Source organism: Abyssisolibacter sp. ZYX002, from assembly GCF_056892235.1.
Genome location: NZ_JARMXH010000002.1, coordinates 287,376 through 310,420, shown reverse-complemented (window position 1 = coordinate 310,420; position 23,045 = coordinate 287,376). Strand labels below are relative to the sequence as shown.

The window sequence follows — 23,045 nt, the reverse complement described above, 5'->3', positions numbered from 1 at the left end:
ATTTTACAAAATGTTAAATATCTGCTCTTTTTGATAAGCGCAATAATTTGGATTAAAGACACAAAGTCGTTTTATAGTTATAATAAATAATACCAATTATCTGCTTCAAGGAGTGGGGAGGGTGTATCGATAGAAGGAATTTATATTTTTGTAGCGCTTTACCTGTATAGGATTTTGATATTTAATTATTTAATCAGCTATACTAACAATTACTATTATTTAGTGATGATTTTTTGATAGAAAATATATGAAATAATTAATACCATAATGATACTATAGATTAACCACATCAAATTGAAAGTCCTATCAATCTCCTTCTTAACAATCTTATATTGCTTATGATTAACCTTTTTTCTCCTTGGAAGTAATGGTGTAATAATAGAGATTAATATTACATTTGCAAATAAAATCATTTCATCATATCTAATATAGCCATCTTTATTATCAAAAAATCTGAACTCGAATATCATGCTAATTGTTGCTACGATACTTATGATTATTGAACAATACATTAGTATATTTGATAATAGTGAATTTTTAATCTTAATCTCAAAACCAATCCCCTTTAAATATAAATAATAAAACAATAAAGTCATTATACATATACCTTCGATTGCAAAAAAGATAATATTTATATCGATACTAGCAAGTCCTAAAGATAGTTTATATAAGCTATATCCAAATACTGATATAGTAGTAATTATAGTAGATAGTTTTAGAGCATTATTTAATGCTAATTGTTCTAATTCATCTTTGTGCATTAATAACAATAACAAAAATATAGCACTTATAACAGTAACAATAACGGGTTGAAATTCTAATATATGTTTTGTTGTATTCATTAATCTTCACTCTCCTCTATATATTCAAAGATTTCCTCAATGGTCTTATCAAAATACTTAGCTATAGAAAAAGTAAGTTTAAGAGAGGGATTAAAAGTACCTCTTTCGATTTCTAATACAGTTCCCCTATTAATACCTAAATCAATAGCTAAATCTTGTTGTGTTAAATTTCTTTCAGCTCTAAGAGTTTTTAGTTTTGTATTAAATATTTTTTTGCGTTTGCCCATGAATACCACCTCTAATGTTAGCATAACAAAAAAGTTGGATATAGTCAACATTTTGTTACATATATACAACATAATATTTATTTGCCTTTACTATAAACGTGTATTTATCAGTAATAATAACAGGTAATAAGTCACAATATCAATAATTTCTATGAAATATACCTAAGAGACTATTATATACACCAATATTAGTTGTAGTGAACCTAAACAAAATATAAAATGCGATAAGGAATTTAGCCTGAATATACCCGATAATCTTAAGTTAGAAAAGGAGCTAAGATATTGTTTTAGGATTTAATGATATTGAAAATAAAAATTCGAGTTCGTATCTATAGATACATTTGGGACTAATTAATTTTGCTATAATAGCCTAGAAGTATTTTGAAAATGGAAATCATTATTAGTCTATTATTTATGGTAATAGTTAGGTGTTTATCTTTTATAAGGACATCAATACAATGCTGTTTGAAAAAGTAAATGAGGAAGGTTACTTCTATTGAAAAGATAGGACAGGGGAAATTATAAAAGCTTAAAAATATGAAAGGATATGATAAGTATGAATAGTAAAATAGATATTAAAACTAACATCAATTAAGTAGGCTGTAGATATATTAGAAGGAAGTTTGGTAGTTTTTTATTCGGAATTATAAGGAATGTTTAAAGACTACTATAGAGAACAAAAAATATTTGGTTGTTTTGTAATAGAAAATCAATGACTAAAATCAAACAATATTTAAACTGAAAGAAAAGTTTCTATTATAGATTATAGAAAACAGATACTTCTTTATCACCTAAAATAAATTATTGATTACCCAACTAGAAAATAATGAGATCATATTGCTTCATAACAAATTTGTGGTTTGATGCAACTATATATTTATCAATATTAAAAAAGACAAAATAAAGGAGATTATAATTATGAAAGCACTATTCAATCTAATAAAAGATAAGAAATTACACATTATAATATGTGTTATACTTGCTGCATTAGGATCTATATTGCTTATAGAGCCATTTGTATTGATTTTTAAAATAGTGGACTATTATTTGCAGTTAGGAACTAATGCGACATTAGAGCCAGTTATTAGATGGCTTGGGATTGCCTTTGGGGCAGTTGTGTTACGATATTTGCTCATTGTAACTTCTTTTGTGTTTAGTCATATAGCAGCGTTTGATTTACTTTATCGTATACGAGTAAAATTGACAAAACATATAGGAAGATTACCGATGGGTTTTTGGGGAAAGAAAAATTCAGGGGAGATGCTTAAAATTGTTCAAGATGATGTAGAATCAATAGAAAGTTTTGTTGCTCACCATTTCCCTGATGCAGCAGCAGGTTTTACGTTACCTGTAGTTACATTAATCTATTTATTTACAATAGATTGGAGACTAGCATTAATGGCTACGATACCACTACCTATAACAATTGCTTTGATTTATATGATGTGGAACGGAATACTCACAGGACAAAACCGTAAAGAGCTTACTATAAAATATCATAAAGCTATAGAAAATATGCATTCGACAATGTTGGAATTTGTTCATGGTATGCCTGTTGTAAAGATGTTTAATCTTAACGTTAGCTCATTCAAAAAGCTAAAACAATCTGTGCTTGCTTATAGAGAAATAGTTATTGTATGGTCAAAAGGAGCAGCACCTTACAGAGCATTATTATCAACTTTTATTTTAGGAGGAGGCCTTTTTATTCTACCAATGGGGATTTATCTTTTGAAATCGGGAAAAACAGATGCCTCAACTATCATTCTATTTATTCTTTTAGGAACAGGATGCTTTAATGGATTGTTAAAAGCTATTATGTTAATTACACGTATGGAGTTTATTACAGCTGGTATAAAAAGAATTAATAATGTATTAGAAGTACAGCCGTTAACAGAACCAAAAGTTGCTAAAAAGCCTAAGAAATTTGATATAGAGTTTAATAACGTAGGTTTTAGATATGATGAACAAGGGCCAAAGATATTAAAAGACATTAATCTATCACTGCCACAAGGATCTTTTACTGCACTTGTTGGTCCTTCTGGAGCAGGAAAGACAACTATTGTCAATCTAATAGCTAGAATGTGGGAAGCTTCCCAGGGAGAGATATCTGTTGGCGGTGTATCGATTAAGGATATGGGAACAGAAGGAGTTACTCAAACTATAGGAACTGTTTTTCAAGATGTTCAAGTACTAACAGACACAGTAAAAGCCAATATTCGTATGGGTAATAGTAAGGCTACTATGCAGGAAATTATAGAAGCTGCTAAGGCTGCAGCATGCCATGATTTTATTATGAAGCTACCTAATGGGTACGATACAATTATTGGTGATGGCGGAGAGAGTCATCTAAGTGGTGGAGAAAAGCAAAGAATTGCTCTTGCTAGAGTTATACTTAAAGATACGCCTGTTATTCTCCTAGATGAAGCAACTTCTTATGCAGATGCAGAAAATGAAATGTTAATGCAACAGGCGTTTTCAAGATTAATGGTTAATAAAACTGTTATAGTTATTGCACACCGTTTATCAACTATTGTTGAAGCAGATCAAATAGTTGTTATAGATCATGGTAGTATTACCGAAAAAGGTACACATGATGAACTTTTACAGTTAAATGGGTTATACAAATATATGTGGAATGCACATACAAGAGCTAAAGACTGGCATTTAGCTAAGAAGGAGGTTTAAAGGCATGAATAAGCAGAAAAAATGGAGTTTTTTTGGAGATAATAAAAAAAGCTTAGCAATAGTAACAATTGCAAACTTTTTTACAAATATATTACCTGGCGTATTTAATATCATACTATATCAAATAGTTATCAATCTTACGGTGCCTGTTTTAACAGGAGAAGCTATTGACTTTTCTGTATTAAAACAATTTTGCTGGTGGTATGTTGGTGTTTTCGTGCTTTATATTATTCTTTCAATGTGGAGTCAAACAACCAATTATATAAAAGCATATACAATGTCTTCAGATTTAAGACTTAAACTAGGTGACCGTTTAAGAAAGTTCTCACTAAGTTTTTTCAAACAGCATGATCCTGGTGATGTGGCTTCTCGCCTACTCAACGATGTGCAAAAAGCAGAAACCATAATTGCACGTTTACTACCAGATATAGCTGCGGCTTTTATAGCACCTATTATATTAATTTTATTTTTAGCATATATTAATTTAAGGTTGGCTGGTATAGTGCTAGCTTCAGTGATATTTGCAGGGATGTTCTTGTTTTTAGCTAGAAAAATAATAAGCATATTAGGGAAAAAGCATGTGAAAACAATAGTAGATACATCATCACGAATAAGAGAGTATTTTACAACAATCAAACTCTTGAAATCATATAATTTAACAGGTAAACGGTTTGAAAGAATGAATAAGGCTATGTTGACATTAAAGAAAGTAAGTTTTAGAACAGAAGTGTGGACAGCCATCCCTATACAGATATTTCTTTTTTGTCTAGATATAGGATATCTACTTATGATATATTTTGCTGTGAAAATGTGTACAGTAGGTAATATGCCTATAAAAGATCTATTTTCATTTGTTGTAATAGGATACTTCTTATATGAAGTAGTTAAATCACTTGGACCTGTTCTTGTAGAGCTAAAATATATATCTATTTCTACAAAACGAATTGGTGAAATTTTAGAAACAGAAGAACCAAACTATAATAAATTTAAAGAGATTCCAGATAAAAATCATATAACTTTTGACAATGTTAGTTTTGGATATGGTAAAAGCGACGTATTAAAGAATGTGAATTGTTATATACCAGAAAAGTCAATGACAGCGCTAGTAGGTATGTCGGGTTCTGGTAAAACAACCATGACAAGCCTTATAGCACGTTTTTGGGATGTAGAATCAGGGCAAATATCTATTGGAGGGGTTCCAATAACTGAATTAGAGCCAGATAAATTGCTAAGCAAACTTTCAATGGTATTTCAAGATGTATATTTGTTTAATGATACAGTAGCAAATAATATACGTGTTGGGAAGAAAAATGCTACTATGAAGGAGATTAAACGTGCTGCCAAATTAGCTAGTTGCGATAAGTTTATTGAGAACCTTCCTAATGGTTATAACACAGTCGTTAGTGAAGGAGGAAGTTCATTGTCAGGAGGAGAAAAACAGAGGATATCTATTGCTCGAGCAATTTTAAAAGATGCTCCTATTGTTATGCTTGATGAGGCAACAGCTTCTCTTGATCCTGAAAATGAAGCTGAAATTCAAGTAGCTATGGGAAATCTGGTTAAAGAAAAAACAGTTATTGTCATTGCTCATCAATTTAAATCCATTGAACATGCAGATCAAATTTTGGTATTGGATAAAGGTACAATTGTTGAACAAGGGATGCATAAAGAATTGATAACATCTGATGGTCTATATTCACGCTTATGGAAAGAGCAACAAAAAACAAAAGGATGGAAGATGAGAGCCAGAGGATGAAGCTGCCATGAATTGTAGTATTAGACTAATTGCATTATCAATACAACAATAAATAACCTATGCAAAATAATGGCAGGTTATATAATATAGACTTATTAGGCTTAAGCTTATTACTTTACTAGGCTTAAGCCTAAATAATCAAATTCAGCTTCAAGTGACAAAGGCCTAATAACCAATCAACACTTACATTTAATATCAAAGATAAGGCTTTTAGTTCTATATCAGTTATAATCCTTTTCTGTTGTTCATGTTTAGAGATGTTATCCCTGTCAATGTATACAGCTAGTGTTTCAAGCTTTATAGATAAATCCTTTTGAGTCATTTTATTTTCCAGTCTAGCAATTTTTATTTTTGGTCCTGCTATATTACGTTTTTCAGAATCTAAAATTAATTTCAAAATAATCACATTTGTTCTTTATTGGAACAATTGTAGTTTATCCATAATTGAAAGAAAAAATGTTTTGATAAAGAACATTGTTAATTTTATAATTTATTATATCTTAAAGGATATTAAAAACAAAAGCAATCACCTTTCTCTCATAGAAAGGTGATTGCTTTTTGTCATGTATAAATATAATAACGTAAGAAATGAAAGATGTTGGTATTTCACTTAAAATATAATAATTTCATTCAAATTATTACAGCAAAAAACCGCTTGTAAAATATATTTTTATAGATTATAATAACAGTATAGAAATAAAAAACGGTATACTATACCGTATATCGGAATAAATTAAGAAGGAGGGGGCTTTAATACAAATGAAAAGAATAAAACTGAATAAATACATTTCGTACATTTTAGGTCTTATATTACTGAGTTTTGGAATAGTATTGGCGGCAAAATCAAATTATGGAATAACTGTTTCTACTTCACCATCCTATGTTGTAAGTCTAAAAACAGATATAGTATCATTTGGAACATTTAATTATTTGATTCAAGGAGTGGTACTCATATTGATGATAGCAGTACTTAGAGAATTCAGAGTGATTTTCTTGTTATCTTTTCTGACATCAATACTTTTAGGTTATAGTATAGATTTATTCACATATTTACTTAATGATTTTGTAGCAATATCACACATGATTCGTATTTGTTGTTTTATTTTTTCTATTTTAATAGTTGGATTGGGGCTGGTTTTCTTTATAAAGAGCAAGCAACCCATATTACCTTTTGATATGTTTGTTAGAGAGGTATCAAATAAATACAATATAGGAATAGGAAAGTTTAAGACATGTTTTGATTTGTGTATTTTGTTAACATCTGTAGTACTTAGTATAGTATTTTTTAGAGAGCTTAGAGGTGTTAATATTGGTACATTAGTATCAGCAGTAACAATAGGTGCTACTGTGGACATGTTTATGAAATTGTTCAATAAATATGTAGAGATTGATGAAGTTTGTGAATAATTAGCTAGAAGACTAAAGAAAAATCATCTTATATAGTTAAATAAGTATACATAATCGTACTTATTCTATGAGAAGGATGGTAACGAGAAGGAGTTAAAAAATGCTTACTATTAAAAAAGATAATTTAATTAAGATTTTGTTTTGTTTTGGAGTAATGATTGCTTTTAATTTTATTACACCACCAGCCCCTATAACTGCGTTGGGTATGAAAGTTTTGGGAATTTTTATTGGTAGTGTATTGTTGATATCTTTAGTAGATACTACTTGGCCAAGTATACTTTGTATTGCATTATTTGCTATGACAGGAGTTATGAATGTTAAGCAAGCGATTTCAAGCTCATTAGGTTCATGGGTAACAATGTTTGTATTGTTAAGTTTTATTTTGACACATGCTCTTAATGAAACAGGTTTTACAAAGAGAATAACATGTTGGTTATTATCAAAAAAATTCATTACTAAAAGCCCTTGGGTCTTTACTATCTCTCTTTTAAGCCTAGCATTAGTTATAGGGTGTTTCTTGGATCCATTACCTGTGACAGCATTCTTTTTGATGCTTGCTGGAAAACTATTTAAAGAATTTGGATACAAACCAGGTGAAAGATATCCACAAATGCTAACAATGGCGTTAGTTTTTACTATCAATATTGCAGGTGGAATGACACCTATATCGCATCCATTAGCAATCATTGGTATGGGTGTATACAATAAAACTGCTGCCAATCCAATCAACTTTTTAGAGTACTGTTTATTTGCTATACCAGCTGGATTAATAGTATTTTCAGGATTGATTTTAGTACTATATTTATTCTTTAAACCAGATTTTGAAAAGTTTAAAAACTTCAATCCTAAAAATGTTATAGGAACAGTTGAACCAATGAAACTTAGAGAAAAGATTACAGTTACTGTGTTTTTTATAACTGCATTTTTATGGTTACTACCAGGTATTTTAGGAATGATATGCCCAGGAACAGCAATCCAAGCGTACTTGAGTAAAATGGGTCCAACATTTATATCTATTATTGCAGTAGTATTGCTAGCAGTAGTTCATGTAGACGACAAGCCAGTACTTGATTTAACAAATGCTTTAAAAAATGGAGTAGCATGGGGCGTTATATTCTTAGTTGGAGCAGCAGTGTTACTTGGTGGTGCTATTACGAAAGAATCTGTAGGACTTACAGCATTTATAGTTGACAATATTGTGCCTATTGTATCAGGACTAAGCACATTTAAAGTAGTATTATTCATAGCATTCTTAACTAGTATGATGACAAACTTCTCATCAAACGTAACAACAGTTATTATGATGACAACTTCAGGTATTTTGATAGCTAAAGGGATACCAGGGTTAGATGGTAGATTAATAGCTATGGTTACAACATTTACAGCGGCATTAGCGTATTGTATACCATCATCATTTGCCTGTATAGCTGTGTTGTATGGAGATGAATACAGTAAAGGTAGTGTTATCTTTAAGTATGGTGTAGTTGCTATATTTATAACAACATTAGCTGCTACAGTTGGATATTATTTGATTTCATTGATTTCATAATCATATAAAAGGAGGTTTTAGCCGATGATTAAAAGTTTTAAAGAACTTGAAACTATGCTGATGGAGAAAAAAGAAAAACCAACATTAGCAGTAGTTTGTGCTCATGATGCGCATACATTAGAAGCTATCAAAGATGCAATGGATAAGGAGCTTATCAAAGCAGTTCTAGTAGGAAAAGAAGAAATGATAAAAGAGCTTTTAGAAAAAATGAACTTTGTTAGTGAAGATATAAGAATAATAGATGCCAAGACAGATGAAGAAAGTGCAGCTATAGGAGTAAAGCTTGTTAGAGAAGAAGCAGTTCAAGCACTTATGAAGGGAAAGATTCAAACAAAAGATTTTCTTAAGGCTGTAGTTAACTCAGAAACAGGTATCAAAAACAGTGAAGTACTTAGTCATATGGCAGTTCACGAACTTAAAAACTATCATAAATTATTAGCTGTTACAGATGGTGGAATGGTGACATATCCAGACTTTGAGCAGAAGAAAGCTATAGTGAAAAATGCAACAAATATATATAACAATCTAGGATATGAAAAGCCAAAAGTTGCTGTATTAGCAGCAGTTGAGGTAGTGAATCCTAAAATGCAAGAAACTGTTGATGCTCACAATTTAAAACTAGCAAACATACCCGACTGTATTGTTGAAGGCCCTATTTCCTATGACTTGACTTTTTCTAAAGAATCAGCCGAGATTAAAGGATACGAGAGTCCAGTAGTAGGGGATGCAGATATATTAGTTGTTCCAAATATTGCAACAGGTAATATATTGGGTAAATCATTGATATACTCAGCAGAGGCTACTATGGCAGGGATTGTTGTTGGCGCTAAAGTACCAATTATATTGACGTCTAGAGGATCAACGTCAATTGAAAAATATTATTCAATAGTTTTAGCTACACTAAGTCATTAAAAAATGGAGGTATATTATGAAAAAATTATTAACTGGAAACGAGGCTTTAGCTCGTGGAGCATATGAGTATGGAACTCATTTTGCATCTGCATATGCTGGAACTCCAAGTACTGAAATCTTAGAAAATATTATAACTTACAAAGAAATAATAGCTGAATGGGCACCAAATGAAAAGGTAGCACTAGAAGCAGTTATAGGAGCATCTTATGCAGGTGGACGTTCCTTAGCAGCTATGAAGCATGTTGGTGTTAACGTAGCGTCAGATGCACTTTGTACTTTTGCTTATTCAGGTGTATTAGGAGGATCTATATTAGTTACTGCTGATGAGCCTGGTATGCATTCAAGTCAAAATGAGCAAGATAACAGATTCTTTGCCAAATTTGCTAAAGTGCCATTGTTTGAGCCATCAAATGCACAAGAAGCTAAGGACTTTGTAAAAGCAGCTTATGAAGTAAGTGAAAAATATGATGCACCTGTTCTTATAAGAATGACAACTAGAGTATGTCACTCAAAAGGAATAGTTGAAATAGGTGAGCGTCAAGAAGTTGCAATCAAAGAATATAAGAAAGATATCAAAAAATATGTTACTGTTCCAGGACACTCTAGACAACTACGTCACAGTGTTGAAGAGAGAATGAACAAGTTACAAGAGTTAAGTAACAATTGCGAGTGGAACTACCCAATCTACAACGATAAGAAAATAGGAGTTATCACTTCTGGTGGAGTATTTGAGTATGCTAGAGAGGCATTTGGTAAGTCAGCATCTTATCTTAAGCTAGGATTTACCTGTCCATTGCCAACAACTTTGATTGAAGATTTCGCTAAAGAAGTTGATACATTATATATAATAGAAGAAAATGATAAATATATTGAAGATCACGTAAAAGCTATGGGTATCAAGTGTTTAGGAAAAGAAATATTCCCATATACAGGAGAAATGACTCCAGACGTAATCAAAGAAAGTGTTAGCGGTAAGCCAATAGAGACTTACGAAGTAAATCAGGATAAACTAATAAAGAGACCTCCTACATTCTGTGCAGGCTGTCCACATAGAGCAGTATTTTTAGAGTTAGGTAAAAGAAAAAATGCTATTGTTGCAGGAGACATTGGATGTTATGCATTAGGTCACGCAAGCCCTTATGATGCAATAGACTGGATACTATGTATGGGTAGTAGTTTCTCTACAGGTCATGGTGCACAAAAGATTCTTAACCTTAAAGAAGGAAATAACAAGAGACTAGTATCAGTAATGGGAGACTCTACTTTCTTCCACACTGGAATCAACTCTTTACTAGATATATCATATAACAAATCTAATACAATCAATCTTATACTTGATAATAGAATCACAGGTATGACAGGAGGACAAGAGAACCCTGGTACTGGATTCAAAGCTCAAGGTGAAATTGTCGAAGCTATTGAGATCGAAGATTTAGTTAAGAGCGCAGGAATAAAACACATAAAAGTTATTGATCCAAACAAAAAGGATGAAGTTGTTGCAGCTTTTGATTGGGCATTTGGTCTTGATGAAGCCTGTGTTATCATCACAAAATGGCCTTGTGTATTAAAAAGAGAGTACAGTGATGCAGACAAAGAGAAGTTCCCAACTGCATTTAAAACAAAACACAAAGTAGATGCAGATAAATGTATTGGCTGTAAAATCTGTCTAAAAACAGGTTGTCCGGGACTTGGATTTGATAAAGAGAATAAGAAAGCCTTTATAATAAAAGACGTTTGTGTGGGCTGTGGTGTTTGCGAAAGAGAATGTCCAGTTAATGCTATAAATGAGGAGGAAAAATAATATGACTAAGAGTATAATGTTAGTTGGTGTTGGCGGACAAGGTACAATACTTGCTAGTAAATTACTAACTATTGGACTTATGAGTGAAGGTTATGATGTTAAAATGAGTGAGATTCATGGTATGAGTCAACGTGGAGGTTCAGTTTCTTCTCAAGTAAGATATGGTGAAAAAGTACATTCTTCAGTTATCGAAAGAGGCGGAGCAGATATATTAGTTGCATTTGAAAAAGTTGAAGCCATGAGATTTTTAGGTCATCTTAAAAAAGGTGGTAAAGTAGTAGTAAATAACTTCGAGATGGAATCAGTTACAACTATTATAGGATTACAAGATTATCCAACAGGTATCATTGAAGAATTAAAAGAAAAAGTAGATGTATTAAGTGTAAATGCAGGTGAGCTTGCAGAGGAACTTGGAAATACAAAAGTTATGAATGTAATCTTACTTGGAACGTTAGTTAAATCTATGAAATTAGAAAATATAGATTGGGATAAAATTATAGAAGAAAATGTTAAGCCTAAGTTTGTAGAGCTTAATAAAAAAGCTTTTAGGGTTGGATTAAACCAAGCTTAATCAGTAAAGGAGGTACTATGAATAATTATATATTAGTAATAAATCCAGGAAGTACTTCGACAAAGATAGCAATTTATGATGGACATAGTGAAGTGTTTACTAAAACCATTGACCATGATGCAAAGAAAATTGATGGGTATAAAGATATTGCTAGTCAATTTGATTTTAGGAAAGAAAGCGTATTAGAATTTTTAAAAGAGCAAAATTTTGATATCAAAGAACTTGTTTGTGCAGTAGGTAGAGGAGGAGTTGGACTTAAACCTGTTAAATCAGGAGCATATGAAGTCAACGACCTCATGATAGATAGACTAAAAAACAAGCCAGTCATAGAGCATGCTTCTAATTTAGGAGCAATTATAGCTAAAAATATAGCCGATGAAGTTGGATGCAAAGCGTATATATATGATTCAGTAGCGACAGATGAATTATTGGACGTAGCAAGACTATCAGGACTTCCAGAGATATCAAGAACTAGTGCTTTTCATGCACTAAACTCTAGAGCAACAGCTATGAAAGTTGCAAAAGACAATAATACAACTTATAATGATAAGAATTTTATAGTAGCGCATCTAGGTGGAGGAATATCAGTTTCAGTACACCAGAAAGGTAGAGCTATAGACATAGTTGCTGATGATGAAGGTCCATTTTCTCCAGAGAGAGCTGGGACATTGCCGACTACAAAGGTATTAAAACTTGCATTTAGTGGAGAATATGACTTAAGAGGAATGAAAAAGCGTCTTCGTGGCAACGGCGGTGTAAAAGCATATCTCAATACTACAGACATGAGAGAAGTTACAAAAATGGCTGATAGTGGAGATGAAAAAGCTAAGCTAGTGATAGACGCTATGGTATATCAAGTAGCAAAATCTATAGGATCACTTGCAACTACACTTAATGGGAAAGTTGATTATATCGTAGTAACGGGTGGTATAGCATATGATAAATATATTTCAGCAGAGCTTACTAAAAGAGTTTCATTTATAGCACCAGTTCATGTAGAAGCTGGCGAAAATGAAATGTCTGCACTTGCAAGTGGAGCATACAGAGTAATGTTAAATGAAGAAAAAGCACATGATTACGTAGATTAAATTAAATAAAGCTAGTTGATAAACAGTTTAATACACATTGATAAAAATAGACAGATTTAGTATAATATCATTAAATCTGTCTATTTAATTATAATTAAGGAGAAAGCATATGAATGAAGTAAATAATTCTGTCATAAAAGCTATAAAGATATTAGAACTATTTGAGTATGATGAAAAATTGAGTATTGCTGACATATATGATAAAACAACTTATTCAAAGAGTGCAATAAACAGAATATTAACTAGTTTTGAAGTCACAGGATATGTTCAGAAAAATAAAGAAACGGGAAAATATTATCTTACTAACAAACTATATCATTTAGGGAACTCAACTAATGTCAATAAAAACATTATAGAAATCGCTAGACCACATATTGAGGAATTAATGAAAAAAGTTCAATTAACAGTATCGCTATCTATTATAGAGGATTATAGAGCGGTCATATTATATCAGAGAAAGAGCAATAAAATAATGCGTGTCACACCTCCAGTAGGCTATAAAAGCACATTAAATGGAGTCGCATCAGGTAAAGTATTAGTTGCTTTTTCAAAAGATCCTGCGCAGATTATTGATGTTATGGATTTTGGTAAGAATACATCAAATACTATAACAGATAAAGAAAAGTATTTAGACGTAATATATGAAACCAAGAAAAATGGTTATGCTTATGAGGATGAGGAAACAGAGTTAGGTTTATTTTGTTTAGCGGCACCAGTTGTTGATAAAACAGGAGTTTGTATATGTAGTATAAGTATATCAGGCTATAGAAAGCTGTTGATAGAAAATTTAGAGCAAAATAAAATAGATTTATTAAAGTGCACAGAAAAGATATCCAAGGAATATTGCAAAAAGTTTATGTAGGCTTATAAATGGGCTATAGCAAGCAACATCAAAGCTCAAGTTATGGAACTCTAGTAATTAGGAATAGATAAGACTACTAATAATAACCTAAATCCATATACATACAACTAAACTATGAATATTCTATAGGAAAAGCTAAACATATATATTCGTATTTAAAAAAGCTTATTGAAGAAGATTATGCAAATGCGATAATGTGCATGAAATTACTAATTTGTAATGTTTAAGAAAAAGTACTTTGACTAAAATAATATATAATATTTTCAAAAAAGCTCAAATTAATTGGAGATGATGTGTTATGGGTGAAAGAAGATTACTTTTTGTAATATTTATATGTTGTATAGTACTAATAGGTTATGTTATAAATACTGACTTAAACAGAACAGCGTTTATAGAAACTAAAAATAGAAACTTTGAAAATGATTGGAATCAATATTTGAAAAAAATGTGGGTTATTGATAGTGGAGATAGTTCCTTTCCTAAAAATCCTCCGTTTAGTATTAAAATTTCTAAAAATTCTTCGTTTAGTATATCTAAAATAAATAATAAAATATTAGAAGGAATTTTTTCTACAGGTTCAATAGCTATGAAACAGTTTTACTTTTATCGTCGTAGTCCATCAAAATATTTAGGTATTTTATATGGTGAAATTAATGAGAACGTAGCTAAGTGTACTTTTACAATAGAGACGGGAAATAAAGGGAAAGTCACTCTTGTTTTAAAAGAAAATGACAAAATCAAAGCAACAATAAAGTATACAAACAAGAACAAAGCTTGTGAAGATATTGGCTTAGATGGGGAATTTTTATTTAGACCATACAACTTAAAAGATGTGGGAAATGTTACTCGTCTTGACCAATATTCTTTTACGGTAAATCTAAACTATTGGGGATGTGTAAATTTTGTGGCTGGAAAAACTGATAGTGGTAGAGTTATACATCCAGTAGCATATTTAACAAATGAGAACGATGATATTTTTTATGATTTTAGTGTAGCATTTAAAACTGGTACAGAAATTAATGATGTCAAAATAATAGATAAAAATAATGATGGATTAAAAGACATAGTTATTGTGACTGGGTTTGGTAAAAATTCGGACATTGACCCCATAACGTTTGTGTTTATCCAGAATAAAGATGGATCATTTTATAGTAATTAAATCAATTTAGCACTATATTATCTACTAGAAAAACATAAACTAAACTCATCCTGCAAAAAAGGCATTAAAAAGCAATGCCTTTTTAAAGTCCACATGTTAAATTACAATATAACAAACCTAATTATCTTCCAACAACCGATGTATGTATCCTAAAACTTGCTTTTTCTCACTGTCAGTTAGCTGTATGAAATTTTTTATTATCTCTTTATCAATCTTATCAAGAGAATTTTCTATAGCTAGTTTATCAATCAAATCATTAGTAATATCATTAAAAACAACACCTTTACCAGTGTTGAACCATTCTACGTTCACTTTAAATTCTTTTATAATAGAGTTTTTTACTCTATCAGTTAACATTACAGTTCCATTTTCAATATTTGCTAGATTGGAGCGACTCATATCAATCCTATTTGCAAATGTTTCCTGATTTATCTTAAGTATGTTTCTTAGTTCTTTAATACGTGACTGTATGATAAACACCTCCTAAAAAGAGTATATTTCAAGCAAAAATGTTTGTCAAGGACAATTATTTACCACTTACAGTATTGACACGAACAAAAACAAGTGTTAAAATGTTTGTAACGAACATTTTTAAAAGGAGATGATTTCTTGGAAAATGAACAACAGATTATTGAATTGATAAGAAATACATCAAAGCTTAGTAACGAAAAAAAATTGAATGTTCTTGATATGACAAAAAAACTTTTGCTTAAGCAATAATAATTAGTTTGTAAATTAGATTAACAAAATAGTTTGATTACATAATCCATAATTAATAATAATTAAGACGGAGAGAACTATGAATAATATTTTGATGCAAATAAACACTACATTAGAAAAAGAACGGATTTATTTAAATGAGTTTAATAATATATTGATAGAACATTCCCTAGAAGAAGCAGATAAAAAGCGAATATTATTTTACATCAAGTGCTGCTCTGATAATATAAAAAGATTACAAGAAAGCAAAGAGAAATTAAAGGGTTTATAAACATCTTAGTCATGTAGATATGTAAGGAGAAATTTTGACGTATCGAATAAAGACAGATGAAATGAAGGCATATTATAAAATGGTGTGCTAAATTTAAAGCTATCTAAAAGAAAGACGATACTAATTCAAGAAAGATAGATGTTAATTAAGGGTGGCAAAAATACAAGATAAGGCATTTCTAAAATAAGTTATGCTTTTTTATTTTGTATAACGTAATAATCAGAGTACAATGGATATAATTATAGAGAGAAAATTACCATAAATATTAAAATATATATAATAAAATTGTTGGAGGTGCTTTTATATTAAAAACAAAGTCTAAAATCTTAATCTTGTCAGTGGTACTTGTTTTAGGTTTATCAACTATTTGTACTGCAAAGCAAGCAGTGGAATGTAACTTAAATCATAATGAGACTTGTAATCATGAAGGTTCTATTCGACTTATGTGTCCATGTTGTGGTGGATCAATGAGTTTAAGTAATGAAAAATTAGGAGCATGGCGTACTATTAGACAATACAAATATGATGTTCACTTTGGATGTACTGTTTATGTACAAGAACGATGGTATGATAGAGAATATACATGTTGGAACTGTTATTTTTCTGAAATGAAAAATGGAAATGAACAACGTATATTACATAAAAGATAGACGAGTATAAAAATTAATATATAATAAAAACCAGTTTTATTAATTAAAATGGATATCCACTATAAAACTGGTTTTTATTAATAATTATCTTATTCTAAATTCATAACTTGAGACATCTGATGGATCACTGTTTTGTATAGCATCGTTGTAAACTTCATAAATCAATTTGTAGTTACCCTTTCGCAACATACTTGTGTTAATAGACAATTCTACAGAGCGACCATCTTTATCAACTGGTAGATTTCTCATTATATTTTCTGTTAAAATATAAGATTTTTTACCTCGTGTTTTAATTAGTTTGATGTTTACAGTTGCGTTACTTACGCTTGTTTTATACGGAGTAAATCCAGCTTTGATATTAATATAGTCTTTTCTATTGAATATGTTAGTAACTTTGCCTGTTTTATTGCTTGTAATGTCAAATTTGCTGATATATATGTCTTTAAGGTTCTGATTGTCTTCAGGTTTTTGAGGTTTATTGTTTAATGCTATACTAATAACTACTGGATCATGGTCACTGTGTCTTCTAGCCTTATCTTTATCAGATATTATTGAGTTAATATTTAGTACATCTACTTTAGTTAAATCAGCTAAATCTTTGCTTACCAATATATTATCTAATATTTGCGAGTTACCTCCATAGATGTAAGAGTATTGTTCTGATTTTGGCAACCTGTCTATCATGTTAATCAATACTTGTTCCTTACCTTTACCACTAAGTGTACGAACTGGCTTAGAGAAATGATAATCATTCAGATCACCTAATACTACAACATTTGCATTGTTGTTTTTCTCAAGTATAGAATCGACGAAGTCATTTACAAGCTGTGCCTGCTTTACTCTATTAACTTCAGAATGTTTTATAGCAGGTTGCACATTTCCATAGGTTGCATTGTCACCACCTTTTGAACTTAAATGATTCGCTATTACTATTACATCTTGACTATTAAACACAAACTCTGCAGCTAAAGGTTTTCTAGTGTCAACAAATGCAGGGTCATTTGTAGCTATACGTCCTGGATTAAGTGTAAGGTTTCCTGTATCATTAACTGATACTGTTTCTGTAGAAGTACCTTTTTTAGTACCTTCTTTCAAAGAAACTCTTTCAGGATTGTATAGATATCCTACACGAATATTTCCGCCAGGTTGACCACCATCAGCATCATCTACTGGAGGTATATCTGTCCATTTGTATTCGGGGCCTCCTAATTTCTTTATTTCATCTATGAATGTTTCGTATACCTCGTTAGCATCCACTATCGAAGTGTTTTCTTTACCATCATTATCTTGAACTTCCACTAATCCAATGATATCAGGAGATTTCATGCTATTAACTATAGTGTTAGCTATTCCAGCGGCTTTGTCTAAACTTTTAGCATTGTCGTCACCACCATGATTGTAGACATTGTATGTTGCAATACTTAATTCATCTTTGTTAACTTCATATTTTAGGGTATCAATTTCTCTTTCAGGGGTAGTGAATTCTGGTAGAGGTTGTGTTATATAAATCTGATAAGTACCCCATTCATAATCCATTATACCTTCCACATCGCCATCTGTAGTAGCGCCTGTTTCTACATCCTTTATATTGCCAAGAGATGCAATAGCACCATTTAAACCAATGATTTCGGTATTTATATCATTTTCACCAAGAACAACTCCACCCATGTTTGATGAATCACCATCTTTTTTAGCTATAGCTCCGTTATCAGGGGCTACAGTTAAGACACGGTTGTGTTCTGCTGATACTACTAAAGGTTTTTCCACTTTAACACGCATTGATTCTAATGATTCATAGAAATCTATAGCATATTTATTGATGTCGTACTCATTAAAATTAGGACTTGATATATTATCATGAGGTACTATCCTTCCATTTTTCCCTAAAATAATAGGCTCCGGTAATTGATTAGACGATGATAAAATATCTACAGAATCTACTTTTATTGTAGTTGTAGTCAATTGGTTGGCTTGATCATATGCATAAAAGTTCATTTTCTTAACTAGTTCCTCAACACGCCCATCTACAGACACTTTATCTCCAACATTAACAGCAGTATTTGTTATCACGAGAATAGCATCAGAAGTATTATCATTATTGTCACCTATTTCATCCTGCATGTAGAAACCTCTTATACGTTTTCCATCTATGAAATCAAACTTGTAGTCTATTGTTGATGTTACAATTCCTTTTACATCTACAACATTTTTATTGTTATATGGAGAAATATGAGATTCTCCTTGTATTTCTGGTATAGTTTTTTTGCCAACTACTTCTTTCACAGTGTACGTCCTTGTTAATATGTCACTGTCAGTTAAATCTTTACGTGTTGCTATAGCTTTAAGTGTTGTATCACTTGTTATAACAATTGGTTTAGCATAAATATTAGAGTTCTTTGTTGGATTAATTCCATCTAATGTATAGTATATAACAGCATTATCTGTTAATGTACTAAGAGATACCTCGGTATTCGGATCAACAATACCTGAATCAATAGATGCTGATACATTTCTTGCTTTACTTGAATCAAGAGTGATATCAAGTTCATTACGTGGCACTAGACAATATTTTTTGTAACCATAATATACAACACCAGTTATACTTTCATATGTTTTATTAACTTCTATTAGGGATTGATCTTTAGGTTTGATACGAAAATCTTCATTTCCATTTTCGATTTTGTACTCACCATATTCAGGACCAGAGATGATTTTGACATTCTTTAATGTTATTAATTTTGCTTCGTTTGATTCCCCTACGTCAGCAATATTTACTTCCAAAGGAGAAGCAGTTTCTTTTCCTATAACTTTAACATAAGATTTGCTATCGACTTTGATATAACCAAATCCATAAGAGTTACCAACTGTACCTATAATCTCAACCTTATCTCCAATGTTTATATCTACATTTTCACCAAATTTTACTCCGATAGCCCCAGTATCATCTTGCATAAATGCATATCCATTGTAATTTGTTTCAGTTATTATACCGTTTATTTTACTTAATCCAGAGTCGTTTAAATAATCATTATTTTCATCTACATAGCTATCTTTAGCTTCCTTGATAGTAATTGTTTCACTAGGTATTTCGATAGGCACATTAGGTTCTTCTTGCATATGTTTTCCTAGATACTTAAAAGTATCTTTAGGATAACTAATCCACTCATTACTTTCTCTTGGATCAGATGCCGATGTGTTACCATTTCTAACATCTGAAGACCTTACAAACGTAACATCTTTACCAAAGTCTATGTCCCCACTGATACCTATACGGTCAATTATGACATCATCTTTGTATAGTGCGACTTGATCGTCTCCATTGAAGTTGATATTACCAGCTATAGCTTTATCAAGAATCGTTTGAGAAGCTAATTTGTTAGCCACAACTAATGCTTCACCATCAGCTAACTCTCCACTAAATGAGTGCATTGTAGAAAATACACCATTGCCATTAGTATCTTTCATTAGTTTGTATTTGCTAAGGTTTATTGTGCTACCAGTTCCATTATAGATTTCGATAGCTTTGTTATTACTACTCCCTTCAACATATTCAGAAATTAAAATATCTTTGAATGATGTTGAGTCTTCTGCACTAACGGGTAGTACTAGAGATGCTGATAAAATACATGCAAGTGCTAAGCTTAAATATTGCTTGAATCGTTTTACCATTTTAGTTCCTCCAATTTTAATAAATTTTTTAGTGATAATTATGGTTGTACTAGTAGATAAATAAATTAAGAAAAATGTTCCTGGATTAAGAACTTGCTTATAATTATATATTAATATCTAAACAAGATAATATCAATATAAGAGTGATTATATATTGTGGTAATATTTGTATTAAATTTAATCATATCGTCAGCCATATAGGATATTGATCGTTATTATTCTAACGAATTAACGGAGGAGATGAGGCTGAAAACAAAATTATGGAACAAATTTACAATTCGTACAATCATACACGTAGAAATGTAGATGTTATAAGAACAATTCTAATAAATACCTATAAGGAGGTGAAAAAATGAAAATACTAATGAAAAAATTAAAGATTGAAAAAACTCTAATAAGCAACAGATGTTCGTGCAGGTGTCCTTATCCATCAGATGATAGAGTGGATACAAAACTAGAAGAATTGGATTAAAAAACTAATGCTAAGCTAATATAACCAATTGCAAGTAAAGAAAATAAAATATAAAAAATGTAAGGTGAATTGCTTAATCCTTACATTTTTTATTAGATTTATGAAACAGCAGGTTCTTTAACCTTACGTGCAACATAAAGATTAACAAATGACAGTGATGCAGCTAAGAAAAATATGTATTGAGGGCCCCATACACCCCATACTATTCCTCCTAAATACGCACATATAATTGAAACTGCGTGATCTAAGCTAAGACCTAAAGATAGCGTAGGGGTTATATCTGACGGATCAACAGCTATTGAACGTAAGTAAACAGTTCTTATCATACCCATTTGAGTTGACATCTTGTCAAATATAAAGAGCATATACGCTAGAAATACAGGTATACCAACTGTAGCGAGTGTGCCTGTATCAAATCCAGCACTAAGAAGACCATAAAGAACGTATACAAATATAAAAGATAGAGCATCTGCATATAAAAGCTTTTTGATACCAAATCTGTCCACCCATCTTCCAACAGCAGGAATAAAGAATACTCCGAACAGAGAGCCTATGATACCTAGTATAGCTAACGTATCAGCCTTTTTATTTAATATTTCAATAAGTACCCACGGGCCATAAACCATCATTATCTGTTTTTGCACGCCCCACATGATTACTAACGTATAATAATACTTATATTCTTTTCTAAAAACAAAGTTCACTCTTTTGTTACTCGTAGTAGGATTGTCTATAAGTTTTTCCATGATAATCAATAAAACAACTACAACTGCAAATATCAAAGCAGACAATATAAATATCCATTTTGTTTTAGATGTAAAGTCGAAAACACCAATGCGAAAACATATAAAAACTATTATACTAGCGAGCATTGAAAATGCAACTGATACTCCTCTATATTGTCCCATTCTCTTACCCACATTAGAATCCTTTATTAGGGAGATACCTATACTAGTTTTAACAGGCATAAACAAATGCATACCTGATGAGTTAATGAATATAAAAATAAGCATTATGGTAAATGGAGGCGTAATAAATCCTAAAGCACCTATACCGATTATGCTTAGACATTGCGCTATAACTGCGATGCGGAAATCAGATAGTAAGGATAATGACGCTATAAAAAAAACGACTAGCATACCAGGCAGCTCTCTTGGGAACTCTATAAGTCCACGTTGGTAAGGTGTGATTTGATAAGCATCTTTAAAATAGTTAGATATAACATTGTGGCTAAATCCTAAACCAAGTGCACTTAAGGCGATTATAGCAAAGTAAAGCATATGTAGTTTGTTTGTTTCTTTTATTCTTTTAAGCATTATAGTACTCTCCTTGATTTTGTTTAATTTACATGTCAAAAATATGTTATCATGGTTTTATTAAATAATCAAATCAATAACATTGATGTTTTAAAAAAAGTCAAAGTGGCAATCCTCTTAATAAGTATAGGAGGAGAGAAGTATGTACATAGTGGTAAACAAAGACACAGGTGAATATATTAAAGATACAGGTGTTAGTCATAATACTAATAAAGATAATCTATATAACAATCTACTAAGTATGATTGATAAAAAAACAGAGGATATAATATATGTAGAAAATAATTCTCCATTTATTAAAGCGTTTGAAGCAATGTTTGAATCACAGAAACGATTCAAAGTACAGCTAGATGACAAGCAAGTTGTAGGAATAACAATTATATAAAAAAGTTCTAAACATGTCCACATTTTAATACCTTATATAAAGGGGGATGAAAGGTCATGTTTTTTTCTTTGATTAATTTAAAACAGGATATAGACATATCTAGCTTAACAGAGAAAATAGATTTTTTAAATGAAAAAATAACAATGGTAGATAGTAATGTGAAGTTTCATTTTACAATATATTGGTCAATTATAATATTAGTGATTACTTTATTAGGGATAGTCAATTTAGTAGTAATCAAAAAGCATTTAGAAAGGAAGGCTGAAAGTTACATAGCGTCTAGGATAGATGAAATACTAGCAAAAGTAAGTCAGTTTAGGACTATGTATGGTAAAAAATATCTCCATGATGCTGAGTTAAAAGATGGATGGTATCGTTTTGTGATTGGAGGAAAAGATTTAGATATAAGTTTTAGAGATAAAAATAACAACATTGACATAAAAACTATATATGGAGATGATAACCTTAGGTACAATGCAAGAGTCAAAAGTGGAGTATTGTGGATAAAAATTAAAGACTTTGATATGAGAATACATAAGGGAATAAAATGGAGAATAACTTATGTAAAACGAGTCATTGATTACTAACATACCCTTATCAAACTATAATGATAATGAAAATCGTTATTGTTTACAAATTTATGTTTTTGTTATACAATATAGAAAAATAGGAATTTATAACAATTACTAGTAATTAGTCATAT

The 23,045-nt window shown here is 30.9% G+C and carries 20 protein-coding genes; 14 read left to right on the top strand and 6 right to left on the bottom strand.

Annotated features, from left to right (window positions below; all coding sequences use genetic code 11):
- Positions 1–215: 215 nt before the first annotated feature.
- On the bottom strand, positions 216–842 hold the full coding sequence (locus tag P3X86_RS07440; RefSeq protein WP_483292034.1) for a hypothetical protein: 627 nt from the start codon (positions 840–842) through the stop codon (positions 216–218).
- Complete coding sequence (locus P3X86_RS07435) at positions 842–1,069, bottom strand: helix-turn-helix transcriptional regulator (protein ID WP_483292033.1); 228 nt, start codon at positions 1,067–1,069, stop codon at positions 842–844. Before P3X86_RS07435 ends, P3X86_RS07440 begins: the two co-directional genes overlap by 1 nt.
- 918 nt (positions 1,070–1,987) lie before the next feature.
- Here P3X86_RS07435 and P3X86_RS07430 point away from each other — a divergent pair.
- Both P3X86_RS07430 and P3X86_RS07425 read left to right on the top strand, forming a co-directional pair.
- Complete coding sequence (locus tag P3X86_RS07430) at positions 1,988–3,754, top strand: ABC transporter ATP-binding protein (RefSeq protein WP_483292032.1); 1,767 nt, start codon at positions 1,988–1,990, stop codon at positions 3,752–3,754.
- A gap of 4 nt (positions 3,755–3,758) precedes the next feature.
- Entirely contained in the window at positions 3,759–5,510 is a 1,752-nt protein-coding gene (locus tag P3X86_RS07425) for an ABC transporter ATP-binding protein (RefSeq protein ID WP_483292031.1), read from the top strand.
- 130 nt (positions 5,511–5,640) lie between these two features.
- Here the strand turns inward: P3X86_RS07425 and P3X86_RS07420 are convergent, their stop codons facing one another.
- Positions 5,641–5,907 (bottom strand): helix-turn-helix domain-containing protein, encoded by a 267-nt coding sequence (locus P3X86_RS07420; protein ID WP_483292030.1) that lies wholly within the window; start codon positions 5,905–5,907, stop codon positions 5,641–5,643.
- Between the two features lie 362 nt (positions 5,908–6,269).
- Here P3X86_RS07420 and P3X86_RS07415 point away from each other — a divergent pair, with 362 nt between their 5' ends.
- From P3X86_RS07415 to P3X86_RS07380, 8 genes are all read left to right on the top strand, one after another.
- Positions 6,270–6,917, top strand: a complete 648-nt coding sequence (locus P3X86_RS07415; protein WP_483292029.1) for a YczE/YyaS/YitT family protein — start codon at positions 6,270–6,272, stop codon at positions 6,915–6,917.
- Between the two features lie 100 nt (positions 6,918–7,017).
- Positions 7,018–8,466 carry an SLC13 family permease gene (locus tag P3X86_RS07410; protein WP_483292028.1) on the top strand — a complete coding sequence of 483 codons (1,449 nt, stop codon included), beginning with the start codon at positions 7,018–7,020 and terminating at the stop codon, positions 8,464–8,466.
- Positions 8,467–8,490: 24 nt separating this feature from the next.
- The gene (locus P3X86_RS07405; RefSeq protein ID WP_483292027.1) at positions 8,491–9,378 is read left to right on the top strand and encodes a phosphate acyltransferase; all 888 of its coding nucleotides are present in this window, start codon (positions 8,491–8,493) and stop codon (positions 9,376–9,378) included.
- Between the two features lie 16 nt (positions 9,379–9,394).
- The gene (gene iorA, locus P3X86_RS07400; protein WP_483292026.1) at positions 9,395–11,179 is read left to right on the top strand and encodes an indolepyruvate ferredoxin oxidoreductase subunit alpha; all 1,785 of its coding nucleotides are present in this window, start codon (positions 9,395–9,397) and stop codon (positions 11,177–11,179) included.
- A 1-nt stretch (position 11,180) separates the two neighbouring features.
- A complete protein-coding gene (locus tag P3X86_RS07395) occupies positions 11,181–11,750 on the top strand; it encodes an indolepyruvate oxidoreductase subunit beta (protein ID WP_483292025.1) in 570 nt (189 codons plus the stop codon).
- Positions 11,751–11,767: 17 nt separating this feature from the next.
- Positions 11,768–12,838 (top strand): butyrate kinase, encoded by a 1,071-nt coding sequence (gene buk / locus P3X86_RS07390; protein WP_483292024.1) that lies wholly within the window; start codon positions 11,768–11,770, stop codon positions 12,836–12,838.
- Between the two features lie 109 nt (positions 12,839–12,947).
- On the top strand, positions 12,948–13,700 hold the full coding sequence (locus P3X86_RS07385) for an IclR family transcriptional regulator (protein WP_483292023.1): 753 nt from the start codon (positions 12,948–12,950) through the stop codon (positions 13,698–13,700).
- A gap of 298 nt (positions 13,701–13,998) precedes the next feature.
- A complete protein-coding gene (locus P3X86_RS07380; protein WP_483292022.1) occupies positions 13,999–14,859 on the top strand; it encodes a hypothetical protein in 861 nt (286 codons plus the stop codon).
- Positions 14,860–14,976: 117 nt separating this feature from the next.
- Here P3X86_RS07380 and P3X86_RS07375 read toward each other — a convergent pair whose 3' ends face one another.
- Positions 14,977–15,339, bottom strand: coding sequence for a helix-turn-helix domain-containing protein (locus tag P3X86_RS07375; RefSeq protein ID WP_483292021.1), 363 nt, complete (start codon positions 15,337–15,339; stop codon positions 14,977–14,979).
- Between the two features lie 319 nt (positions 15,340–15,658).
- On the opposite strand from P3X86_RS07375, the gene P3X86_RS07370 reads away from it, so the two are divergent.
- Positions 15,659–15,850: a hypothetical protein gene (locus tag P3X86_RS07370; RefSeq protein ID WP_483292020.1), complete on the top strand. Its 192-nt coding sequence runs from the start codon at positions 15,659–15,661 to the stop codon at positions 15,848–15,850.
- 467 nt (positions 15,851–16,317) lie between these two features.
- A complete protein-coding gene (locus P3X86_RS07365) occupies positions 16,318–16,500 on the top strand; it encodes a hypothetical protein (protein WP_483292019.1) in 183 nt (60 codons plus the stop codon).
- 84 nt (positions 16,501–16,584) lie between these two features.
- On the opposite strand, the gene P3X86_RS07360 is transcribed toward P3X86_RS07365, so the two are convergent.
- Positions 16,585–20,169 (bottom strand): chitobiase/beta-hexosaminidase C-terminal domain-containing protein, encoded by a 3,585-nt coding sequence (locus P3X86_RS07360; protein WP_483292018.1) that lies wholly within the window; start codon positions 20,167–20,169, stop codon positions 16,585–16,587.
- Positions 20,170–20,739: 570 nt separating this feature from the next.
- On the bottom strand, positions 20,740–21,957 hold the full coding sequence (locus P3X86_RS07355) for an MFS transporter (protein ID WP_483292017.1): 1,218 nt from the start codon (positions 21,955–21,957) through the stop codon (positions 20,740–20,742).
- 142 nt (positions 21,958–22,099) lie between these two features.
- Between P3X86_RS07355 and P3X86_RS07350 the strand changes: the two genes are divergently transcribed.
- Complete coding sequence (locus tag P3X86_RS07350) at positions 22,100–22,342, top strand: hypothetical protein (protein ID WP_483292016.1); 243 nt, start codon at positions 22,100–22,102, stop codon at positions 22,340–22,342.
- A gap of 56 nt (positions 22,343–22,398) precedes the next feature.
- The gene (locus P3X86_RS07345; RefSeq protein ID WP_483292015.1) at positions 22,399–22,929 is read left to right on the top strand and encodes a hypothetical protein; all 531 of its coding nucleotides are present in this window, start codon (positions 22,399–22,401) and stop codon (positions 22,927–22,929) included.
- The last annotated feature ends 116 nt before the right edge of the window (positions 22,930–23,045 follow it).

Coding starts and splice junctions, on each gene's coding strand:
- P3X86_RS07440 (WP_483292034.1), bottom strand. CDS start 842: ATGAATACAACAAAACATATATTAGAATTTCAACCCGTTATTGTTACT.
- P3X86_RS07435 (WP_483292033.1), bottom strand. CDS start 1,069: ATGGGCAAACGCAAAAAAATATTTAATACAAAACTAAAAACTCTTAGA.
- P3X86_RS07430 (WP_483292032.1), top strand. CDS start 1,988: ATGAAAGCACTATTCAATCTAATAAAAGATAAGAAATTACACATTATA.
- P3X86_RS07425 (WP_483292031.1), top strand. CDS start 3,759: ATGAATAAGCAGAAAAAATGGAGTTTTTTTGGAGATAATAAAAAAAGC.
- P3X86_RS07415 (WP_483292029.1), top strand. CDS start 6,270: ATGAAAAGAATAAAACTGAATAAATACATTTCGTACATTTTAGGTCTT.
- P3X86_RS07410 (WP_483292028.1), top strand. CDS start 7,018: ATGCTTACTATTAAAAAAGATAATTTAATTAAGATTTTGTTTTGTTTT.
- P3X86_RS07405 (WP_483292027.1), top strand. CDS start 8,491: ATGATTAAAAGTTTTAAAGAACTTGAAACTATGCTGATGGAGAAAAAA.
- iorA (WP_483292026.1), top strand. CDS start 9,395: ATGAAAAAATTATTAACTGGAAACGAGGCTTTAGCTCGTGGAGCATAT.
- P3X86_RS07395 (WP_483292025.1), top strand. CDS start 11,181: ATGACTAAGAGTATAATGTTAGTTGGTGTTGGCGGACAAGGTACAATA.
- buk (WP_483292024.1), top strand. CDS start 11,768: ATGAATAATTATATATTAGTAATAAATCCAGGAAGTACTTCGACAAAG.
- P3X86_RS07385 (WP_483292023.1), top strand. CDS start 12,948: ATGAATGAAGTAAATAATTCTGTCATAAAAGCTATAAAGATATTAGAA.
- P3X86_RS07380 (WP_483292022.1), top strand. CDS start 13,999: ATGGGTGAAAGAAGATTACTTTTTGTAATATTTATATGTTGTATAGTA.
- P3X86_RS07370 (WP_483292020.1), top strand. CDS start 15,659: ATGAATAATATTTTGATGCAAATAAACACTACATTAGAAAAAGAACGG.
- P3X86_RS07365 (WP_483292019.1), top strand. CDS start 16,318: ATGAGTTTAAGTAATGAAAAATTAGGAGCATGGCGTACTATTAGACAA.
- P3X86_RS07360 (WP_483292018.1), bottom strand. CDS start 20,169: ATGGTAAAACGATTCAAGCAATATTTAAGCTTAGCACTTGCATGTATT.
- P3X86_RS07355 (WP_483292017.1), bottom strand. CDS start 21,957: ATGCTTAAAAGAATAAAAGAAACAAACAAACTACATATGCTTTACTTT.
- P3X86_RS07350 (WP_483292016.1), top strand. CDS start 22,100: ATGTACATAGTGGTAAACAAAGACACAGGTGAATATATTAAAGATACA.
- P3X86_RS07345 (WP_483292015.1), top strand. CDS start 22,399: ATGTTTTTTTCTTTGATTAATTTAAAACAGGATATAGACATATCTAGC.